Origin of the sequence: Pedomonas sp. (assembly GCF_036515995.1) — a bacterium.
Taxonomy (GTDB): Bacteria; Pseudomonadota; Alphaproteobacteria; order Sphingomonadales; family Sphingomonadaceae; genus Pedomonas.
The window spans coordinates 1-16724 of record NZ_DATBUP010000249.1 but is presented as its reverse complement, the minus strand read 5'-3'; the positions used below and the strand labels follow the sequence as shown (position 1 = coordinate 16724).

General features: G+C 61.7%; 16 protein-coding genes and 1 tRNA gene. 7 read left to right on the top strand and 10 right to left on the bottom strand.

Annotated elements, in window-relative coordinates; all coding sequences use genetic code 11:
* Both VIG90_RS17745 and VIG90_RS17740 read right to left on the bottom strand, forming a co-directional pair.
* Window positions 1-649 (bottom strand): TonB-dependent receptor plug domain-containing protein (locus VIG90_RS17745; protein WP_331594855.1); only part of this gene is annotated, 649 nt, incomplete at its 3' end.
* Window positions 650-692: 43 nt separating this feature from the next.
* Window positions 693-1766 (bottom strand): ABC transporter substrate-binding protein, encoded by a 1074-nt coding sequence (locus tag VIG90_RS17740; protein ID WP_331594854.1) that lies wholly within the window; start codon window positions 1764-1766, stop codon window positions 693-695.
* A 255-nt stretch (window positions 1767-2021) separates the two neighbouring features.
* On the opposite strand from VIG90_RS17740, the gene VIG90_RS17735 reads away from it, so the two are divergent.
* Complete coding sequence (locus VIG90_RS17735) at window positions 2022-2672, top strand: DsbA family protein (RefSeq protein ID WP_331594853.1); 651 nt, start codon at window positions 2022-2024, stop codon at window positions 2670-2672.
* Between the two features lie 192 nt (window positions 2673-2864).
* On the opposite strand, the gene VIG90_RS17730 is transcribed toward VIG90_RS17735, so the two are convergent.
* Entirely contained in the window at window positions 2865-3254 is a 390-nt protein-coding gene (locus VIG90_RS17730) for a hypothetical protein (RefSeq protein ID WP_331594852.1), read from the bottom strand.
* Here VIG90_RS17730 and VIG90_RS17725 point away from each other — a divergent pair.
* Window positions 3234-4046, top strand: coding sequence for a ferredoxin--NADP reductase (locus tag VIG90_RS17725; RefSeq protein WP_331594851.1), 813 nt, complete (start codon window positions 3234-3236; stop codon window positions 4044-4046). The two genes, VIG90_RS17730 and VIG90_RS17725, sit on opposite strands and share 21 nt — an antisense overlap.
* Before the next feature lie 152 nt (window positions 4047-4198).
* On the opposite strand, the gene VIG90_RS17720 is transcribed toward VIG90_RS17725, so the two are convergent.
* The 5 genes from VIG90_RS17720 to VIG90_RS17700 all read right to left on the bottom strand — a co-directional run bounded on the left by VIG90_RS17720 (window position 4199) and on the right by VIG90_RS17700 (window position 9873).
* Window positions 4199-4882 (bottom strand): Fe2+-dependent dioxygenase, encoded by a 684-nt coding sequence (locus tag VIG90_RS17720; RefSeq protein WP_331594850.1) that lies wholly within the window; start codon window positions 4880-4882, stop codon window positions 4199-4201.
* A gap of 12 nt (window positions 4883-4894) precedes the next feature.
* The gene (locus VIG90_RS17715) at window positions 4895-5620 is read right to left on the bottom strand and encodes an energy transducer TonB (RefSeq protein ID WP_331594849.1); all 726 of its coding nucleotides are present in this window, start codon (window positions 5618-5620) and stop codon (window positions 4895-4897) included.
* A gap of 305 nt (window positions 5621-5925) precedes the next feature.
* Complete coding sequence (locus VIG90_RS17710) at window positions 5926-8139, bottom strand: TonB-dependent siderophore receptor (protein ID WP_331594848.1); 2214 nt, start codon at window positions 8137-8139, stop codon at window positions 5926-5928.
* A gap of 210 nt (window positions 8140-8349) precedes the next feature.
* Window positions 8350-9483 carry an AI-2E family transporter gene (locus tag VIG90_RS17705; protein WP_331594847.1) on the bottom strand — a complete coding sequence of 378 codons (1134 nt, stop codon included), beginning with the start codon at window positions 9481-9483 and terminating at the stop codon, window positions 8350-8352.
* Window positions 9484-9796: 313 nt separating this feature from the next.
* A tRNA-His gene (locus VIG90_RS17700) sits at window positions 9797-9873 on the bottom strand.
* A gap of 73 nt (window positions 9874-9946) precedes the next feature.
* On the opposite strand from VIG90_RS17700, the gene VIG90_RS17695 reads away from it, so the two are divergent.
* Window positions 9947-10384, top strand: coding sequence for an HIT family protein (locus VIG90_RS17695; RefSeq protein ID WP_331594846.1), 438 nt, complete (start codon window positions 9947-9949; stop codon window positions 10382-10384).
* 115 nt (window positions 10385-10499) lie between these two features.
* Here the strand turns inward: VIG90_RS17695 and VIG90_RS17690 are convergent, their stop codons facing one another.
* Window positions 10500-11264 carry a phosphocholine cytidylyltransferase family protein gene (locus tag VIG90_RS17690; RefSeq protein ID WP_331594845.1) on the bottom strand — a complete coding sequence of 255 codons (765 nt, stop codon included), beginning with the start codon at window positions 11262-11264 and terminating at the stop codon, window positions 10500-10502.
* Between the two features lie 381 nt (window positions 11265-11645).
* On the opposite strand from VIG90_RS17690, the gene VIG90_RS17685 reads away from it, so the two are divergent.
* A complete protein-coding gene (locus VIG90_RS17685) occupies window positions 11646-11984 on the top strand; it encodes a P-II family nitrogen regulator (protein WP_331594844.1) in 339 nt (112 codons plus the stop codon).
* 52 nt (window positions 11985-12036) lie between these two features.
* Window positions 12037-13455, top strand: a complete 1419-nt coding sequence (gene glnA / locus VIG90_RS17680; protein WP_331594843.1) for a type I glutamate--ammonia ligase — start codon at window positions 12037-12039, stop codon at window positions 13453-13455.
* A gap of 545 nt (window positions 13456-14000) precedes the next feature.
* Here glnA and VIG90_RS17675 read toward each other — a convergent pair.
* On the bottom strand, window positions 14001-14729 hold the full coding sequence (locus VIG90_RS17675) for a TorF family putative porin (protein WP_331594842.1): 729 nt from the start codon (window positions 14727-14729) through the stop codon (window positions 14001-14003).
* 543 nt (window positions 14730-15272) lie between these two features.
* On the opposite strand from VIG90_RS17675, the gene VIG90_RS17670 reads away from it, so the two are divergent.
* Together VIG90_RS17670 and VIG90_RS17665 are read left to right on the top strand one after the other, a co-directional pair.
* Window positions 15273-15962 carry a hypothetical protein gene (locus tag VIG90_RS17670; protein ID WP_331594841.1) on the top strand — a complete coding sequence of 230 codons (690 nt, stop codon included), beginning with the start codon at window positions 15273-15275 and terminating at the stop codon, window positions 15960-15962.
* A gap of 109 nt (window positions 15963-16071) precedes the next feature.
* Window positions 16072-16724: ATP-binding protein (locus tag VIG90_RS17665; protein WP_331594840.1), on the top strand; the 653-nt coding region annotated here is incomplete at its 3' end.

Here is a 16724-nt window from a genome sequence, read left to right as displayed (position 1 = left end):
GGATGCCGACCACATCACTCACCACCGGACCGGCAAGGTAGAAGTTGCCATCCCACAGATTGCCGAACTCGCTGGCCAGCTGGCCGGTACCGTTCATGCGGACACTGCCGCGCCAGCGGTCGCTCACGCGCCGGGTGATGACGTTGACGACGCCGCCCATGGCGTCAGAGCCGTAGAGCGAGGACATGGGGCCGCGAATGACCTCGATGCGCTCGATCGATTCCAGAGGCGGCAGCAGGCCGCCTTCCGAGACGTTGCCGCCGTTGGTGCGGGCTTCGCGGCTGCTCAGGCGCTTTCCGTCCACGAGGATGAGGGTGTACTTGCCGCCCATGCCGCGGATGGAGACGTCCTTGGAGTTGCCCTCGCCCATGGAGACGGTGACGCCGGGGATCTCGTACAGGGCGTCCGTGACCTCGCGGTACGGCATCTGCTCCAGCTCTTCGCGGGTAATGATGCTGATGCTGGCCGGGGCGTACTTGATTTCCTGCTCGCGGCCCGCTGCGGTCACGACGATGGTGGAGGCTGTATCGGCGGCCTCGTCCGCAAAAGCCGGAAGCGCCGTGCTAGCGATGCCACCCAGAACGCCGATTGCCGTTCCAGCCAGCATCGCGGCGCGGCCAAGAGCAAGAGTGCGGGTACGCTGAGCCATTGTTAAACCCCTGTACTAAGGTAAGCTTTTTATCGTTCCGAAATTACTTGCCGAGCGCCTGCCAGTAGGTGCCGGCGGGCTCGAGGCCGAGGAAGCCCCATGCCTTGCGCTCGGTCTCCTTCGGGTCGAGCGCGCCGAACTGGCCCGGATAGAACTGCTGCGCCAGCGCCTGCACGGCGACGACGTTGAACGGGTGGTTGTAGAAGCTGTGCCAGAGGCCGATCACCTTGCCGTTCCGCAGGGCCGGAATGTCCTTCACGTCAGGGCGCAACGCGGCAATGCCGCTGAGGCCCGCCTTCGCCGCCTCGGCCTTGTGGCCACGGCCGAACTTCACGGCTCCGCCGTCGCTGCCGGTGATGACGTAGAAATCAGGCTTCAGCGCCACGACCGAGGCTGCCTTAGCCTGACCCAGCGGCGTCTCGATCAGGTAAGACCCGGCGTTGATGCCGCCCGCCTTCTCCACCAACTCGCCGATGTTGCCCTTGCCGGCAGTGCCGCAGCACGGACGCTCGGCACTGGGGCGCAGCTCGACGAATACGCTCGGGCGCTGGCTGAGCGGAATCTGTGAAACCACATCCTGAACCCGCGCTAGTTCGCTGGCATAGAAGGTCACGAATGCATTGGTTTCGGGATTCTCGCCGACGGCCGCCGCAACCGCCCGAATGGAGGCCAGCGAGTTTCGGCCCGGGTTGCTGCGATAGTCCGTGAACACCACCGGCACGCCGGCCGCAAGGAGCTTGCCTGCTAGACTGTTCGGCTGGACAGCGCCGCCACCACCGCCGACAATGGCGAGGTCCGGCTTCAGCGCGAGCACTTCGTCCGGCGATAGGCCCTGACCATCCTGCCCGAACTTCACCACCGGCTTGGTCGCCAGCTCTGGATAAAGCTTCACGAGGTCAATGAAGTGCGCCTTGTCGCGCGAGGTGAAATCACCGCTGACCGCCACGATTTTGCCGATGGCCGCCTTCTTGTCCGAATGCACCGCGATCAGCGTGTGCAGCGCCGCCGCGTTGGCGACAACGATGCGCTGGGGCGCGGTTGCAGGCGTCGAAACAGCGCGGTTGGAAGCATCTACCACTCGGGGCGCTTCGGCAAAAACCGGGCCCGATGCCGCCATACCGAGGGCGATCAGGGCAAATTTTATAGACTGTTTCACTGACAGGGCCTTGTTGCAATGGGTTCGCAATTGCATCCCCCCCCTTAATAAGCAACGCCTCGCTGGTCAATGAGAATCGTTATCAATCTTATATAAATTGAAGCGGTTAGGTTGAATTTGTCCGGTTGCCTTCCCGGCCCGACTATCCATAACCATGATCAGCGGTGGGCAAGCGAGCCCCTTCGGCGCAGCGATCGGACCAAGGTGGGGTGAGAGATGAAACAGCGCGGCTTCTGGTTGGCGGCTATAGGCGGCGTTGTTCTGGTGGTTCTGCTCGCCCAGATGCTCAGCAGATTGGGCGGGGATAGCCCTGCGGCACCGCCGCTGCCGCTTTCGGAAGCCGCTGTCTATGAGGATCCCCTCGCCCCGGCGATCACTCCCGCGCAGTATGATCTGACCATTGTCATTTACTCAGATTATCAGTGCCCCTACTGCCGCTCGCTGGACGCCGCCGTGCATCAGCTGCTTCAGGAAGATTCGGGCATCCGCGTGGTGTTCCGGGATTGGCCGCTGCTGGGCCATGGCTCGATGGAGGCCGCGCGGGCCGCCATCGCCAGCCAGTGGCAGGGCAAGCACCTGGCCTTTCACGCCGCGCTGATGAACCTCCCCGCCCGGCTGAACGAGCGCACGATCCGCATGGCCGCTGACGAAGCGGGTGTGGACTGGGAACGGCTGGAGCGTGACCTGGAAAACCGTGGGACGGAAGTCAGCCAGCTGCTCTCCCGCAACGCCGCCCAGGCGGCGCAGCTGGGACTGGTCGGCACGCCCGGCATGCTGATCGGACGTTACCGCATCCCCGGCGCGGTTGATCTGCCGCGCCTGCGCGAGATCGTCCGGATGGCCCGGGAAGAAGCAGCTTCCCGTTAGCCACGGGCAAGCAGCGGCGAATTTGAAACTGTCTCCTGATGCCAAGCCTCTGGACATTCGGCACACGCCTTCCCACATCAGGAGCGCGGCATATTCGCGCGCAAAGGGTATTTCCCCTGTCATTTCAGCTTCTTCTGAGGCATCTGACGCGCGGAGACCGAGTCGGGCCTGAGCCCCGCCGCATGGCAACCGCTACATCGCCCGTTGCCGTGCGGGGTTTGCTATCACTCGGGGAAAATACTGAACTTCCGGAGCTGTTTGGAGAATCGGCCGGCCATTACCGGACAAGAAATTATTTGTTCGGAGTAAGCGGATCTTTCCATAATGGGCCAAGCCACTGATTTTTAACAGCTTCAGAAAAAATCCGGCTTCAGCGCCGTTCTTGCTCCGCGCGCGTGCTAGAGATAAAGAAACCTGCGGCGCGACCATGACTTTCATGGTTTGGGCTGGCTGCGCGCCTGCCCGTGGACGTGCCGGGGGCTTTAAACAGGCCGGCGTATCGCTTCGGCCCTTGCCGGCGGTATCCGCCAGAACACGTTGATTAATGAGGAAGTGTTGAACATGAGCGATCGCCTGCAGCAAATGCCCAAGCTCGAGCCCTCTGCTGCGCTGACCGTGGAGACCGTCCTGAAGGTGCACCACTGGAACGAGCACCTGTTCAGCTTCACGATCACGCGTCCCGCAAGTTTCCGCTTCCGCTCCGGCGAGTTCGTGATGATCGGCCTGCCGGGCGATCAGCGCCCGCTGCTGCGCGCCTACTCGGTGGCCAGCCCGTCCTACGCCGAGGAGCTGGAATTCCTCTCGATCAAGGTGCCCGATGGTCCGCTGACCTCGCGCCTGCAGAAGATCCAGCCGGGTGACGAGATCTTCCTCGGCCGCAAGCCGACCGGCACGCTGGTGACCGATGCCCTGCTGCCGGGCAAGCGCCTGTTCATGCTGTCCACCGGCACGGGCCTTGCTCCGTTCCTCAGCCTGATCCGCGACCCGGACGTCTATGAGCTGTACGAGCAGGTGGTGGTGGTCCACTCGGTGCGCCGCGTGAGCGACCTGGCCTGCCGCGCTGAACTGGAAAGCCATCTGGCCGACGATCCGCTGGTGGGCGAGCAGGCGCTGGTGCAGCTGCACTACGTGCCGACCGTGACCCGCGAGGAGTTCCACACCACCGGCCGCATCAACACCCTGATCGAGAACGGCAAGCTGTTCGAGGGCCTTGAAGGTCCCAAGGCGCTGGATCCGGAAACCGACCGCGTGATGATGTGCGGCAGCATGGCCATGATCAAGGAATTCCAGGCCTACCTGACCGAGCTTGGCTTCAAGGAAGGCTCCAACGCCAACCCCGGCCAGTTCGTCATCGAACGCGCCTTCGTCGACTAAGACGAACCGGACACAAGGTATCAAAGGGCCTCGCGCTTACCCAAGCGCGGGGCCTTTTGCTTTCGAATTGGCGCTGACCTGTTTTCTTTGCAGATGGGGAATCAAGGGGGACAGGTCCCCCTCTCATCAAACGATATCAAGAACAGGGAAGCTCACACGTCCGCCCAGCGGCGGAGCAGGTTGTGATAGACCCCGGTGAGACGGATGATGTTCGGGTCGCCCTGCCCGCGCTCGGCCGCCAGCGACTGGATGGTGGTATCCAGCTCGAACAAGGTGCGGCGTTCGCCGTCATCCCGCACCATGCTTTGAATCCAGAAGAAGGATGCCAGACGTGCGCCGCGGGTGACGGGCGTGACGTGGTGCAGGCTGGACGCGGGATAGAGCACCATGTCCCCTGCCGGAAGCTTGACGGTATGGGTGCCCAGCTGGTCCTCCACCGTCAATTCGCCGCCGTCGTACTCATCCGGATCAACGAGGAACAAGGTGGCGGAGAGATCGCTGCGGATGCGGAAGTCTGATCCGCGCTGAATGCGGATGGCGTTATCCACGTGGGTGCCGAAGCCCTCGCCGCCTTCGTAGCGGTTGAACAGCGGCGGGAACACCTTCAGGGGCAAGGCCGCTGCAATGAACAGCGGCGACGCGGAAAGCGCGTCGAGGATGATGCGCCCCATTTCGCGCGCGGCGGGCGAGCCTTCGGGCAGTTGATGGTTGCGCTTGGCAAGGGCGGACTGGGCGCCGGAAGTCGCGTTACCATCCACCCAATCGGCCTCGGCCATGAGCTGACGGCAGCGCTGCACCGTCTGGGCGTCGAGCACGCCGGGAATTTGGATCATCATGGCAGAAACCGGTTATGACTTCTTGAGAACAAAGGGAATTTCCACAAATCCCTGAACCGGGACGGGCTGACCGCCCCGCAGCGTGGGTGCCCAACGCCACTTCTTCACGGCCGAAAGCGCGGCGGTGTCCAATCGCTCGTGCCCGCTGGAGCGGAAGACGCGGATGTCAGCAACCTTGCCGTCCGGGCCGACCGTCAGCAGCAGCACGACGGTACCCTCCTCCTTGAGACGGCGGGACGCCAGAGGATACTGAGGCGGTGTGACCGAGACCATGGTTGTGGAGAGGTCGGCAACGGCAGCGGAGGCGGATGGGCGCGCCACGGGCGCAACCGGCGCGGGCGCGGCCACCGCAACGGGCGGGCTTGCCGGTGGCGGCGTTTCAGCAACGACGGCCTGAATGGGAGATTCCCGAGGCGGCAGAATGTCAAGGGTCGGCGGCACGATGACCGGCGGGATGACTTCAAGCTGCGGCTCGAACACCGGCTCGGGCGGAGATGGCGGCGGCGCGACCGGAACCAGATCGACCAGCATCGGTGCGGCTGTCTGAAGGTTGAGGTTCACCACATCCATGGTCACGAGGCCGACCAGCAGTGCTGCATGCAGTCCGCCAATGAGGCCGATGGCAGGCCAGTTGACCTTGCGGGAACCGGCAAAGCTGCTCGGCGCGGCCGCAGGCGCACTGTGGTTCTGAAGGTTAATCGGGCCGGCCTGCTCAGTCCGCCGGATGACACGCAACATGCGCGCCGGCCTCGAGAAGCTCCCGCCCACCTCAACATCGAACGCTCTTGCCGCACTGCTCGCGTCCATTGGCATCCTCGGCGAATAAGGCCGCCCCTGTTCAGTTCATGGCCAAGCTATAAAATGCGCATCCTAAAGATGCAATTGCAAATTCGTCGCATAAACAATCCAAACGCGCCAGTGTTGCCGTGGTTCGGCACGGTGCATCGCAAAGCTCGCCCTCCCTCCAACGCCGCTTCGCCCACACGAAAGCGCCCGCGAGCCAAGGCTCACGGGCGCTGACGCCTAATTTGCCTGACTAGAGGCTAGAAGCGGGTGCTCACACTGAGCAGGGCCGAGCGGCCAGGCGCAACCACGGCGAACACGCCGACGTGCGAGGCATCATAGTAGGTCTTGTCCGTCAGATTCTGGATGTTCAAGCGCACATCCACGTGCTCGTTGACCGCGTAACCGACAGTTGCGTCGAAACGGACATAGCCCGGCAGACGCTTGGTATTGGCGTCATCAATCCAGCGGGAACCTACGTAGTTGATGCCACCGCCAAGATTGAACTGCGGGGTCACGTTATAGGTCGTCCACAGATTGAAGCTGTTCTTGGCGATGTACTTGACGACGTTGCCGTCGTTAGCGCCTGCGCCGTCGTCAACCAGTTCGGGATCGAGGTAGGTATATCCACCGAACACGTTCCACTCAGGGGTGACATTGCCGGAGAAGCCGACCTCAAAGCCGCGCACGCGGGTCTTGCCGATCAGCGCGACTTCCCCGGTGATCGGGTCGGTTGCGCGCTGGTTGTTCTTCTTGGTCTGGAACACCGCGCCGGTCAGAGAAAGCTGCTCATCGAACAGATCCCACTTCGCGCCCAGTTCCCAGCTCTTGGAGCGCTCCGGATCCAGTGCAGCCTTGTTGTCGTTCAAATTGCCGCCCGCAGCTCCATCAGCACCGCCCGACTGGCCCTGCGCCTCTCCTGACGGGTTGGAGGATGTGGCGTAGTTCACGTAGATGCTGGCGTTGGGCACCGGCTTGTAAACGACACCGGCCTGGTAGTTCCAGAAGTCGGTCTTGGACACGACGCGATCGCCGCTTACCAGACCCGAGGCCTTGTAATCGTCATAGCGTAGGCCGAGGTTGACCTCGAACTGTTCCGATAAGGTCAGGGTATCGAACAGGAAGGCAGCCTTGGCTTCCTGCGTGCTCGGCACGCTGTTGGTTGCCGGCTCACCTTTGGAAATCGCCGGGAAGGGAGCATAGGGGTTCGGGTTCAGCAGATCTTGCGTGCTGGTGCTCGATGCGCTGGTCCAGGCGGTGCGGCTGTGGATCTTTTCCTTGCTATATTCGACACCGCCGATGAAGTTGTGCTTCACACCGCCGGTCTCGAACTCGCCGCGCAGGTCGGTCTGGTTCAGAACGCCGGTGGTCTTGCGGTTGCTGGAGCGGAAGCTCACCCGCACGATGCCGCGATCAACGTTCGCCTCGCTGGCGAAGTCCGGACGGCTGAAGATCGCCTCATTGGTCTGGCGCACCAGACGGGTCGAATTTCGCAGGGTGATCGCGTCGGTAAAATCGTGCTCAAGCGTCAGGGAGCCGAGCTGGCCCTCGGTCTTGAGGAAATCACGGCTGGCATACCCGTAGAAATTGTCGCGATCGAGCTTCAGCGGAGTTTCGGTACCGGAGTTGTTGAACGGCATGCCCACATCCGGAATGCTGTCCGTATTCAGGTAATGGTAGGCCAGCGTCGCGCGGGTCGGCGTGCCGAGCCCCACCGTGATGGCCGGTGAGACGCCATAGCGGGACTGGGTCACGACATCGCGCCCGGCCACGTCTGCATCATGACCCATGGCGTTGATACGGATGGCAACGGTGTCCGACAGTTGCTGGTTTACATCTACCGTGAGGCGCTTGGTCTCGTCGGTACCGCCAACGACGCCAACAGCCACGAAATCCTCGGCGCGCGGCGCCTTGGTGACCATGTTGACGGTGCCGCCGCTAGCACCGCGGCCGATCAGGGCACCGCTTGGCCCCTTCACCACTTCGACAGCCTCAAGGTTGAAGACTTCATAATTGAAGCGACCAACGTTGCGGATGCCATCGACCAGCATGTCGTTGGCAGCCTCGAAGCCGCGGATGAACGGACGGTCACCCATCGGGGTGCCTCCCTCGCCTGCCCCCAGGGTTACGCCCGGAGTGGCTCGCAGAACGTCGGTCAGCGACAGGAACGCGCGATCCTCGATCAACTCGCGCGGAATGACGGTGACGGTGCGCGGCGTATCCAGCAGCGGCTGAGTGAACTTAACCGATGAAGATTCCTTCCGGTCATAACTTTCCTCAATGGCTGTGTCGGTTACGACCATGCCGCCAAGGCGCGCCGGCTGGCCTGAGGCGCTGCCAGTATCCTGTGCCAGCGCGGGCGACGCGATGAAGCCAACGCAACTCAAAGCCAGGAAGGCCACACCGGCACTGGCCGGGGCTGTGCTCTGTTCGCCGGAAACCGGGCGCGAACCCTCGGTCGATCGATGACCCATTTTGATATTTCCCCCATTGATAGTGATTCTCAATTCTACTGTTGGCTAGTGATATTAAGAACTACTGTCAACAAGATCGAAGGTCGATGAAGGGGACGCGAAGCATCCTTCGCTTCTCTTTTCAAACGGCCTTGTTTTCATGCAACAGGCCGCCGCCAAGGAAACACGGTCCTCGGCATGGCTCCACCCTTCCCCGTCAGGAGTGATGCCTCAGGTTTCGGGCCTGGTATGCTCAATCAGACCGGCAATGTCGCGCTCATCGCTGAGAAGCAGCGCAACCGGGCGCAGCGCCGGTACATTGGCGAAGATGACGATCAGCAGCACAGTCATGGGCACGGCTATGAGCGCGCCGACCACACCCCACACCCAGCTCCACAGCAGCAGCGAGATCAGGATGACCAGCGGCGAGATGGCGAGCTGGCGGCCGAGAATCTTTGGATCGACGTAGTTTCCCATCACCTGTTCGATCACCAGCAGCCCCCCGGCCACCAGCAGGGCTGTGGTCGGATCCTTGGTGAGCGCCACATAGATGATCGGCAGGACGCCGGAAATGAGCGAGCCAACCGTCGGGATGAAATTGAGCAGGAAGGTCAGCAGCCCCCATACCAGCAACAGGTCGACGCCGAACAGGGCCAGATACCCTGCATAGAGCGCACCGGTTGCCGCGCCCAGCAGCATGCGTGTGAGGAAGTAATGACGGAACCGCTGGCCGATGGCGGTCACAGCGTCGCCCCAGTGAGCGCGATCCCCGCTGAGGCTGTCCAGCTTGCCGCGCCACGTGAAGGCTTCGGCCAGCATCAGCAGCACGAGGAAGAACACCAGAACCAGACCGGCAACGGTGGAGGTTGCAACACTGAGGAGGGTCTTGGCATAGCCTGTCACCATCTCGATGCCGCGCCCGAGAGCGCCGGAAATCTGGTCAGGCCCGCCAAGAAACCTGTCCAGGTTCAGGTCTCCGGCGATCTGCACCGCCCGCTCCCGCAGGGGGCCCATGTCTTTCGGGACTTGCTGAAGCACTTGCTGGGCCGCCAGAGAAATGCCGCCGACCACGAGGCAGAGGATCAGCACCACCAGCAGGAGTGCGCTCAGGTTGCCGAGCCAGCTGAGCTTTTCCGGCACACGGGCCTGCACCCAGCGGCTGACCGGCCAGACGCTGAACGCAACAATGATGGCAACGGCGACAGGCAGCGTGACGGAAACGGCAAGCCGGAGAGTCCAGAGAACGGCCAGGGCCACCAGAAGTCCCAGCATCCAGCGGGTTGCCCCGGGAGCCCGGCTATCGGCCCGCCCCGGATCCGGCTCGGGATCCGAAGTCGGAACAACGCTCCTCTCCTCCTCTGTCATAAACCGCTTCCCTGCCTGTTGCTTCAGCGCGCCGGGTATTTCCGTTACCGGCAGTGAATGAACGGGCAGCTTGGCCATTTCGTTCCGGAACAGCCAGCAGGTGGAGAACGGGATGCAAAAGCCTGTCGCAGCAGGAGGCCCAGCGCACCGACACCCTAAATTGACGAACGGTTGCCTGATCTCTTTCGCCCGGCCGGAACCGGACTATTTCCAGACGAAAGCACGGCTGGCTCGGTAGCAACGGGCCGGTTTGCCCAGATGGCTTATTTGAACTTTAGGGAAGTGGTTTTTTGCGCTAAGTCTTTAGAAAGACTGGGGCGACCGAGGGGACTTGAACCCCCGACCCCTGGTACCACAAACCAGTGCTCTAACCAACTGAGCTACGGTCGCCGCGCGTCAGGGCTGCGTCATTACGAGCGAAGTTGCACATCGTCAAGCACAAGATGAACGAACGAGTAAAAAAATGAACGAAACCATTCAGAAGTTTGGATATCCGGCCACCACGGTCGCGGAATACGAGCACTGGATCGTGCTGCTACGGCCCGCTCAGGTCACTCTGGGTTCGCTGATTCTGGCGGCGAAGTCCGACGCTACCGCGTTTCCGGAGCTGCCCCCTGCTGCATTTGCAGAGCTGGAGCAGGTGACGCGGGACATCGAATCCGTGCTCAAGACCGTGGTCGACTATTCCAAGATCAACTACCTGATGCTGATGATGGTAGACCCGCACGTCCACTTCCACGTCTTCCCCCGCTACGAAGGCGACCGTGAAACCCGGGGCATCTCTCTCGACGACGCAGGCTGGCCAAAAACGCCGGACCTGACCCGCGCGCTGGCACTGGACGAAGGCCAGACGCAACGCCTCGTTGCCTGCCTGCAGGAACACTGGCCGTCAAAAGGCTGATCGACAGCCGGGGCTGCGGGGCCAACCCCTGCCCTGAACCCGGCCCATAACAAGAGAGGCGCGGAAGATATCCTTCCGCGCCTCTCTGCTTTTTTCTCCAGCTACAGCCGCCGCCTCAGGCGATACGGCGCTCCGGCTCCGCACCGTGATGCCATAGGGAGGTCAGCGCCTGCGCGCGGGCCACGTCAGCGGGGAAGTCCACCTCGCCCCACGAATGGCCCTCGATGGAGACGGTGTTGACCTGGAAGTTCTCGGCGATGCGGCCGATAACCCGCAGGTACCAGGACTTCACGCCCTCGGCGGTATGCATCACCGCGTCCACGGTATCGGCGAAGCACTTGGCGCCCCAGCCCTTGAACACGAGGAAGCCGATGGACTCCGCGTTCACCTGGTCGAGCGGCAGGGTCTTGCCGATGGCGAGCAGACGGCCCTCGGCGTTCTTCACCACCTTCATATCGTCAGAGTCATAGGTCGGCTTCACGTCGATGGTGACGTTGATGCCTTCCTGCGCCTCGGCCAGAACTTCGGCCACCAGTTCAGGGGTCACCAGCGTGTCGCCATTCAGGATGAGGAAGTCGCCCTCCTGCATCAGCGGACGGGTCAGCCACACGGAGCCCAGATTGTCGGCAACCTGGAAGAACGGGTTGAACAGCGTCGTGATATGCAGGTCCTTGTCAGCCCGTGCGGCGAGGTGCTCCTCAACCTTGGCGGCCTGGAAGCCCACCACCACCACAATCTCGGTGATGCCGTTGGCGGCCAGCGCATCAATCTGCCAGTCCAGCAGCGTGCGCCCTGAAAACTCGATGAGGCACTTCGGACGCTCCGCCGTCAGCGGCAGGAGACGAGAACCTTGGCCAGCACTGAGGATAATGGCACGCATAGCCGTAACGCCTTTGCAATAATTCCGGGGTACAGGGCTACACTCGTCCTCAAATATGGCGGCCTCGTGGCGTGCGGATGACCGGCAAGGCGCGCTCTGCCTCAATATTCCGTGTAAAACTCGGCTTCGGCATCGGGTCTAGTACGCGCCTGCCGCGCCCCGGTTTGCCGAAAGTAATTCCTGCCTCTCGTTTTGACCGTTTTCCTGCACAGCGAAGCGGCACATGCCTATTTTTTAAGCAGCGAATGGGGCAACACATGCCTGAAACACGGGCCGCGCATGCGAAAACGCTGCGTCTGGCCTCGATCGAGAACTTGGCACGATCCCTGCATAGAGATTGGCGAACCAACCATCGGAACCAGCCAGGTGGAGCGATAAGACGTGAAAAAGATCGAAGCGATCATCAAACCATTCAAGCTGGATGAAGTGAAGGAAGCGCTGCACGAGGTTGGCGTTTCCGGCATTACCGTTCTTGAAGCCAAGGGGTTCGGCCGCCAGAAGGGCCACACCGAACTCTATCGCGGCGCCGAGTACGTCGTGGATTTCCTGCCGAAGGTGAAGCTTGAAGTGGTGGTGGATGACGCCATTGCGCCGCGCGCCATCGAGGCGATCCAGCAGGCTGCCCAGACCGGGCGCATCGGCGACGGCAAGATCTTCATCTCGACCATTGACGAAGCCATCCGCATTCGCACCGGCGAGCGCGGTAGCGACGCCATCTGACCCTCAACTCTAGCCCAACAGTCAACCAGAAGACTCCAGAGGATTTTGTAAAATGGCAACCGAAGCTGCCGTCAACAAGGTGCTGACCATGATCAAGGAGCAGGAGATCGCCTGGGTCGATCTTCGCTTCACCGATCCGAAGGGCAAGTGGCAGCACCTGACCATGAGCGCCACGGTCGTTGACGCCGACACCCTTGCCGAAGGCTTCATGTTCGACGGTTCGTCGATCGCCGGCTGGAAGGCTATCAACGAGTCCGACATGATGCTCGTGCCGGATCTGGACGCGGTTTACATCGACCCGTTCTCTGCCCAGCCGATGATGGTCATCTTCTGCGACGTGGCCGAGCCGGCAACCGGCGAGCTGTATGACCGCTGCCCGCGCGCCATCGCCAAGAAGGCCGAAGCCTACCTGCAGTCCACCAAGATCGGCGACACCTGCTTCACCGGTCCGGAAGCCGAGTTCTTCGTGTTCGACGACGTGAAGTTCAACGTGGATTACAACGGCGCCGGCTACTCGCTGGACGACATCGAGCTGCCGCAGAACTCCGGCCGCACCTACGCGGAGGGCAACCTCGCCCACCGTCCGACCATCAAGGGCGGCTACTTCCCGGTTGCTCCGGTCGACAGCGGCCATGACCTGCGTTCGGAAATGGTGACCACGCTGCTCGAAATGGGCCTGCCGATGGACAAGCACCATCACGAGGTGGCACCGGCCCAGCACGAACTCGGTCTGATGTTCGGCACCCTGACCACCACTGCCGACCGCATGCAGCTGTACAAGTATGTCGTGCACATGGTCGCCCACTCCTACGGCAAGACCGCAACGTTCATGCCGAAGCCGATCAAGGGCGACAACGGCTCGGGCATGCACGTGCACCAGTCCATCTGGAAGGACGGCAAGCCGCTGTTCGCCGGCAACGGCTACGCCGGCCTGTCGGAAACCGCCCTGTACTACATCGGCGGCATCATCAAGCACGCCAAGGCGCTGAACGCCTTCACCAACCCGTCCACCAACTCCTACAAGCGTCTGGTGCCGGGTTATGAAGCACCGGTGCTGCTGGCCTACTCCAGCCGCAACCGCTCGGCTTCCTGCCGCATTCCGTACGGCGGTTCGCCGAAGGCAAAGCGCGTCGAAGTCCGCTTCCCGGATCCGACTGCCAACCCGTACCTGGCTTATGCTGCCCTGATGATGGCCGGTCTCGACGGCATCGAGAACCGCATCCACCCGGGCGAGGCCATGGACAAGAACCTCTACGAGCTGCCGCCGCGCGAGCTGAAGAAGGTTCCGACCGTGTGCGGTTCGCTGCGCGAAGCCCTGCAGTCCCTGGACAAGGGCCGCAAGGTCTTCACCAAGGGCGGCGTGTTCTCCGACGACTTCATCGACAGCTACATCGCGCTGAAGATGGAAGAGGTGGAGCGTTACGAAATGACGCCGCACCCGGTCGAGTTCGCCATGTACTACAGCGCCTAAGCTGCTCTGACCTTCTCGACGAAGGGAGCCCGGCCGGATTTCTCCGGCCGGGCTTTCTTTTTGTGCAGTGCGGTAAAATCGGTGTTGCGGGCAAAGAATCAGGTCTCAGTTATTGCATCGCGACCGGCGCACCCACCCTCTCGGCGGGCATCGCTAAGACAAGAATGAGGCTGCCCCAGCACCCAGCATGAAGGCGGAAGGTTTGCACCAAAGACACCTTGCAGCGCGTCCCCGGAGGGCGGTGAGTGTATTTTTATCACACACTCCGAGCACCTCATTATGCTGCATCGCACAATAGAAATAAGCCCAGCATTTCCCCACAACAGCAGCTTCCACGCCACGCCATCGCGCCTTCCGGACCTGCAACCAGGTGAGCCCTGCCACCAGAATCCCGAAGATGAAAATCAGATATTGCAACCCCACTCCGTAGAATTAATTAATAGATATACTCTGCCGGCAGAGTAAAACAGGACCATAAAAAGAAAGCGGCCCGGAAACCCGGGCCGCGGCATTACGATTACTGAAAGATGCTGTAAGCGGACAGTTTAGAAGCTGGCGCCGATCGTGAAGAGGACCGTCGCGTCGCCAGCACGCTTGAACTTCCCGCTGTCAGTCACATACGGAGACGCCTTGTTCGTGTCGACATAAGCCACACCGAAGGTGAACTGCTTGTAGGCCAGATCAGCGCCAAGGCTCCAGTCCCACTTGCTGTTCCAGAAAGCATTGTCCTCATAACCGACCGATGCCTTCAGCGTAACCGGCGAGTTGGGAATGCCGGTGCTGAAATTGGTGTAGACATAGACACCATCTTCATCGCCGAGGTTGTTCTGCTTCGGCGCGTAGAAGATGCCGGCAGCCGCCGCCACGGGGCCGAGATCCATGCCGACTTCGCCATTGATTTCCCAATAGTCGAGGTCCGAAGCGTCAGCATACAGATAGCCGATTGCGCCGACGCTCCAGTTCGCCAGCCCGGACGTGCCGGAGAGACCACCGTACACATCGATTTCGGAAGCGCCGATGGTGTTCTTGTCGCCGGTCGAACCCCAGGTGCCGGCGTAGAGGCTCAGGCTCTCACCCAGGGCGAGGCTGGCATCCAGACCACCCTGAAGCGCGACGCTCTCCTGCGTCTGGGAAATACCGCGGAAGCGATAATCGGAGGTCACGCTCGCATTACCGCTCAGCGTGAGGGCATCGCCTTCCTGTGCGTGTGCAACGGAAACCGAACCGGCAACGGCAGATGCCAGCAGCGCAAGCTTCAGGATATTCTTGTGCATTTCTCTCTCCTGTCTTGTAAACGCCAGCCTATTCTTACGAATACGGCCAAAATGTAAGACGCAACTCAACCAGGATACTCAGAGCCGACACTGACCAAGCCGACCTTTACGCCCTTACGAGCACAGCTCCATTGGGCCCGAAATGTGTGCATTGCACAAGAATAAATACTATGGATTTGATGCCGCTTCGGCACGACGTTGCATATATGACACATGTCTTAATCGGCCGCTCATGCGCATGGCTGCACCATCTGCTCGGCACAAAAAAAGAGGCCGGGCTGAAGGCCCGGCCTAGAATGTCTTGGGGAGAATCGCCTCATTCGGCAAGGCCAATTTATTGCACTGCATCATTCATATTGCAATGCAAAATTTTCGGTCGCATCAAAACTGTTCGACAGGCAGATACGCCCCTCTCTGGTCCAGCTTAATAGCCTGTTTACCGACACGCTCTAGTGTGACAACAGCGCGACATTCCGGTGCTGCGCCTTCTGTATCACGAGTGGTTGCAAGCGGGAAAATTGGCACTTGAAGGAACAGTCTGCCTTGTCTTCGACAGACCAGTTCTGCGGCGCAAGCGTCTTGCCCTGCCCCGAGCCGTCCGCACGCTCAGGTCCCGCTTCCCTGGCCGAGATTGCCGCCCATGTGCACACCGTCAATCGCGACACTGGCCTCTCCACAGACTTCCTGAACCAGTACAATGAATTGTCGATGCTGCTCGATCTGGCAGCCGATGACCCTGACCTGCTGGAGGAGCTGGAGGACTGGGCTCCCCGCTCCTATCAGGAGCATTTTGCTGCCAGCGGCTTCAAGGACTGGGCACTGGTAGTGGACGCCTACGGCCTGTGCCCACCCTTTATCCGCGCCGAGTTCGACGCGGCGATCAACGTTCTCAACAGTGTGGCCACTGCCGGAGTCCACACACTCTTGACGGCGGCCTCGGCCGGCGAGGACATCGGTCCGGCGACAGTCCACGCCCTTGCCGCTGAGGTTCAGGCCGCCATCATTCACGCCAGCGGCCTCATCAACGGCAGCAACACCCTGGGCTCGCAGGCCCAGGTGGATACCCTCTTTGCCCGTGCCCAGGCCGAACTGAGCGGCTCGGCGACTCATGACAGGGCCGCCCCGCAGGCTGAGCCCGCCTCGGCTGAGGCTGCCGATACGGCGACCGATGGCCCGGGTGCGGCGGACGACGAACTGCTCGACCAGGATGCCATTGACGCGTTGTTCGATTAATGTTCTTATCCGCCCGCATATCATCAACCTTGGATAAGGGGCCTTTCGTGGGCAATAAGCTGCAACGACACGTTGTCGGCAATGCCTCTCCTCCCCTATAAGCGGCTTCATGACGGATCTGTTTTCGCAGGCGGCAACGGCAACGGCCTACACCGCCAAGGATATCGAAGTTCTTGAAGGCCTGGAGCCGGTACGGCGCAGGCCCGGCATGTACATTGGCGGCACGGACGAGCGGGCGTATCATCACCTCGCCGCCGAAGTGCTGGACAACGCCATGGACGAAGCCGTGGCCGGGCACGCCAGCCGGATCGAGATCGAACTGGGAGCGGACGGCTCGCTGACCATCGGCGACAACGGCCGCGGCATTCCCATCGATCCGCACCCGAAATATCCGAAGCAGTCGGCGCTGGAAGTCATCCTCACCACCCTGCACTCGGGCGGCAAGTTCACGGACAAGGCTTACGCCACGTCCGGCGGCCTGCACGGCGTTGGCATCTCGGTGGTGAACGCCCTCGCCTCCGAGCTGATTGTCGAGGTGGCACGCGAGCGCAAGCTGTACCGCCAGACCTATTCGCGCGGCGCTCCCACCTCCAAGCTGAAGGAAGTAGGCGCCGCCCCCAATCGGCGCGGCACCCGCGTCACCTTCCTGCCGGACACCGAGATCTTCGGCCCCGACCTGCGCTTCAAGCCGGTGCGGTTGTACCGTCTCGCCCGCTCCAAGGCCTATCTCTATGCGGGCGTCGAAATCCGCTGGAAGTGCGC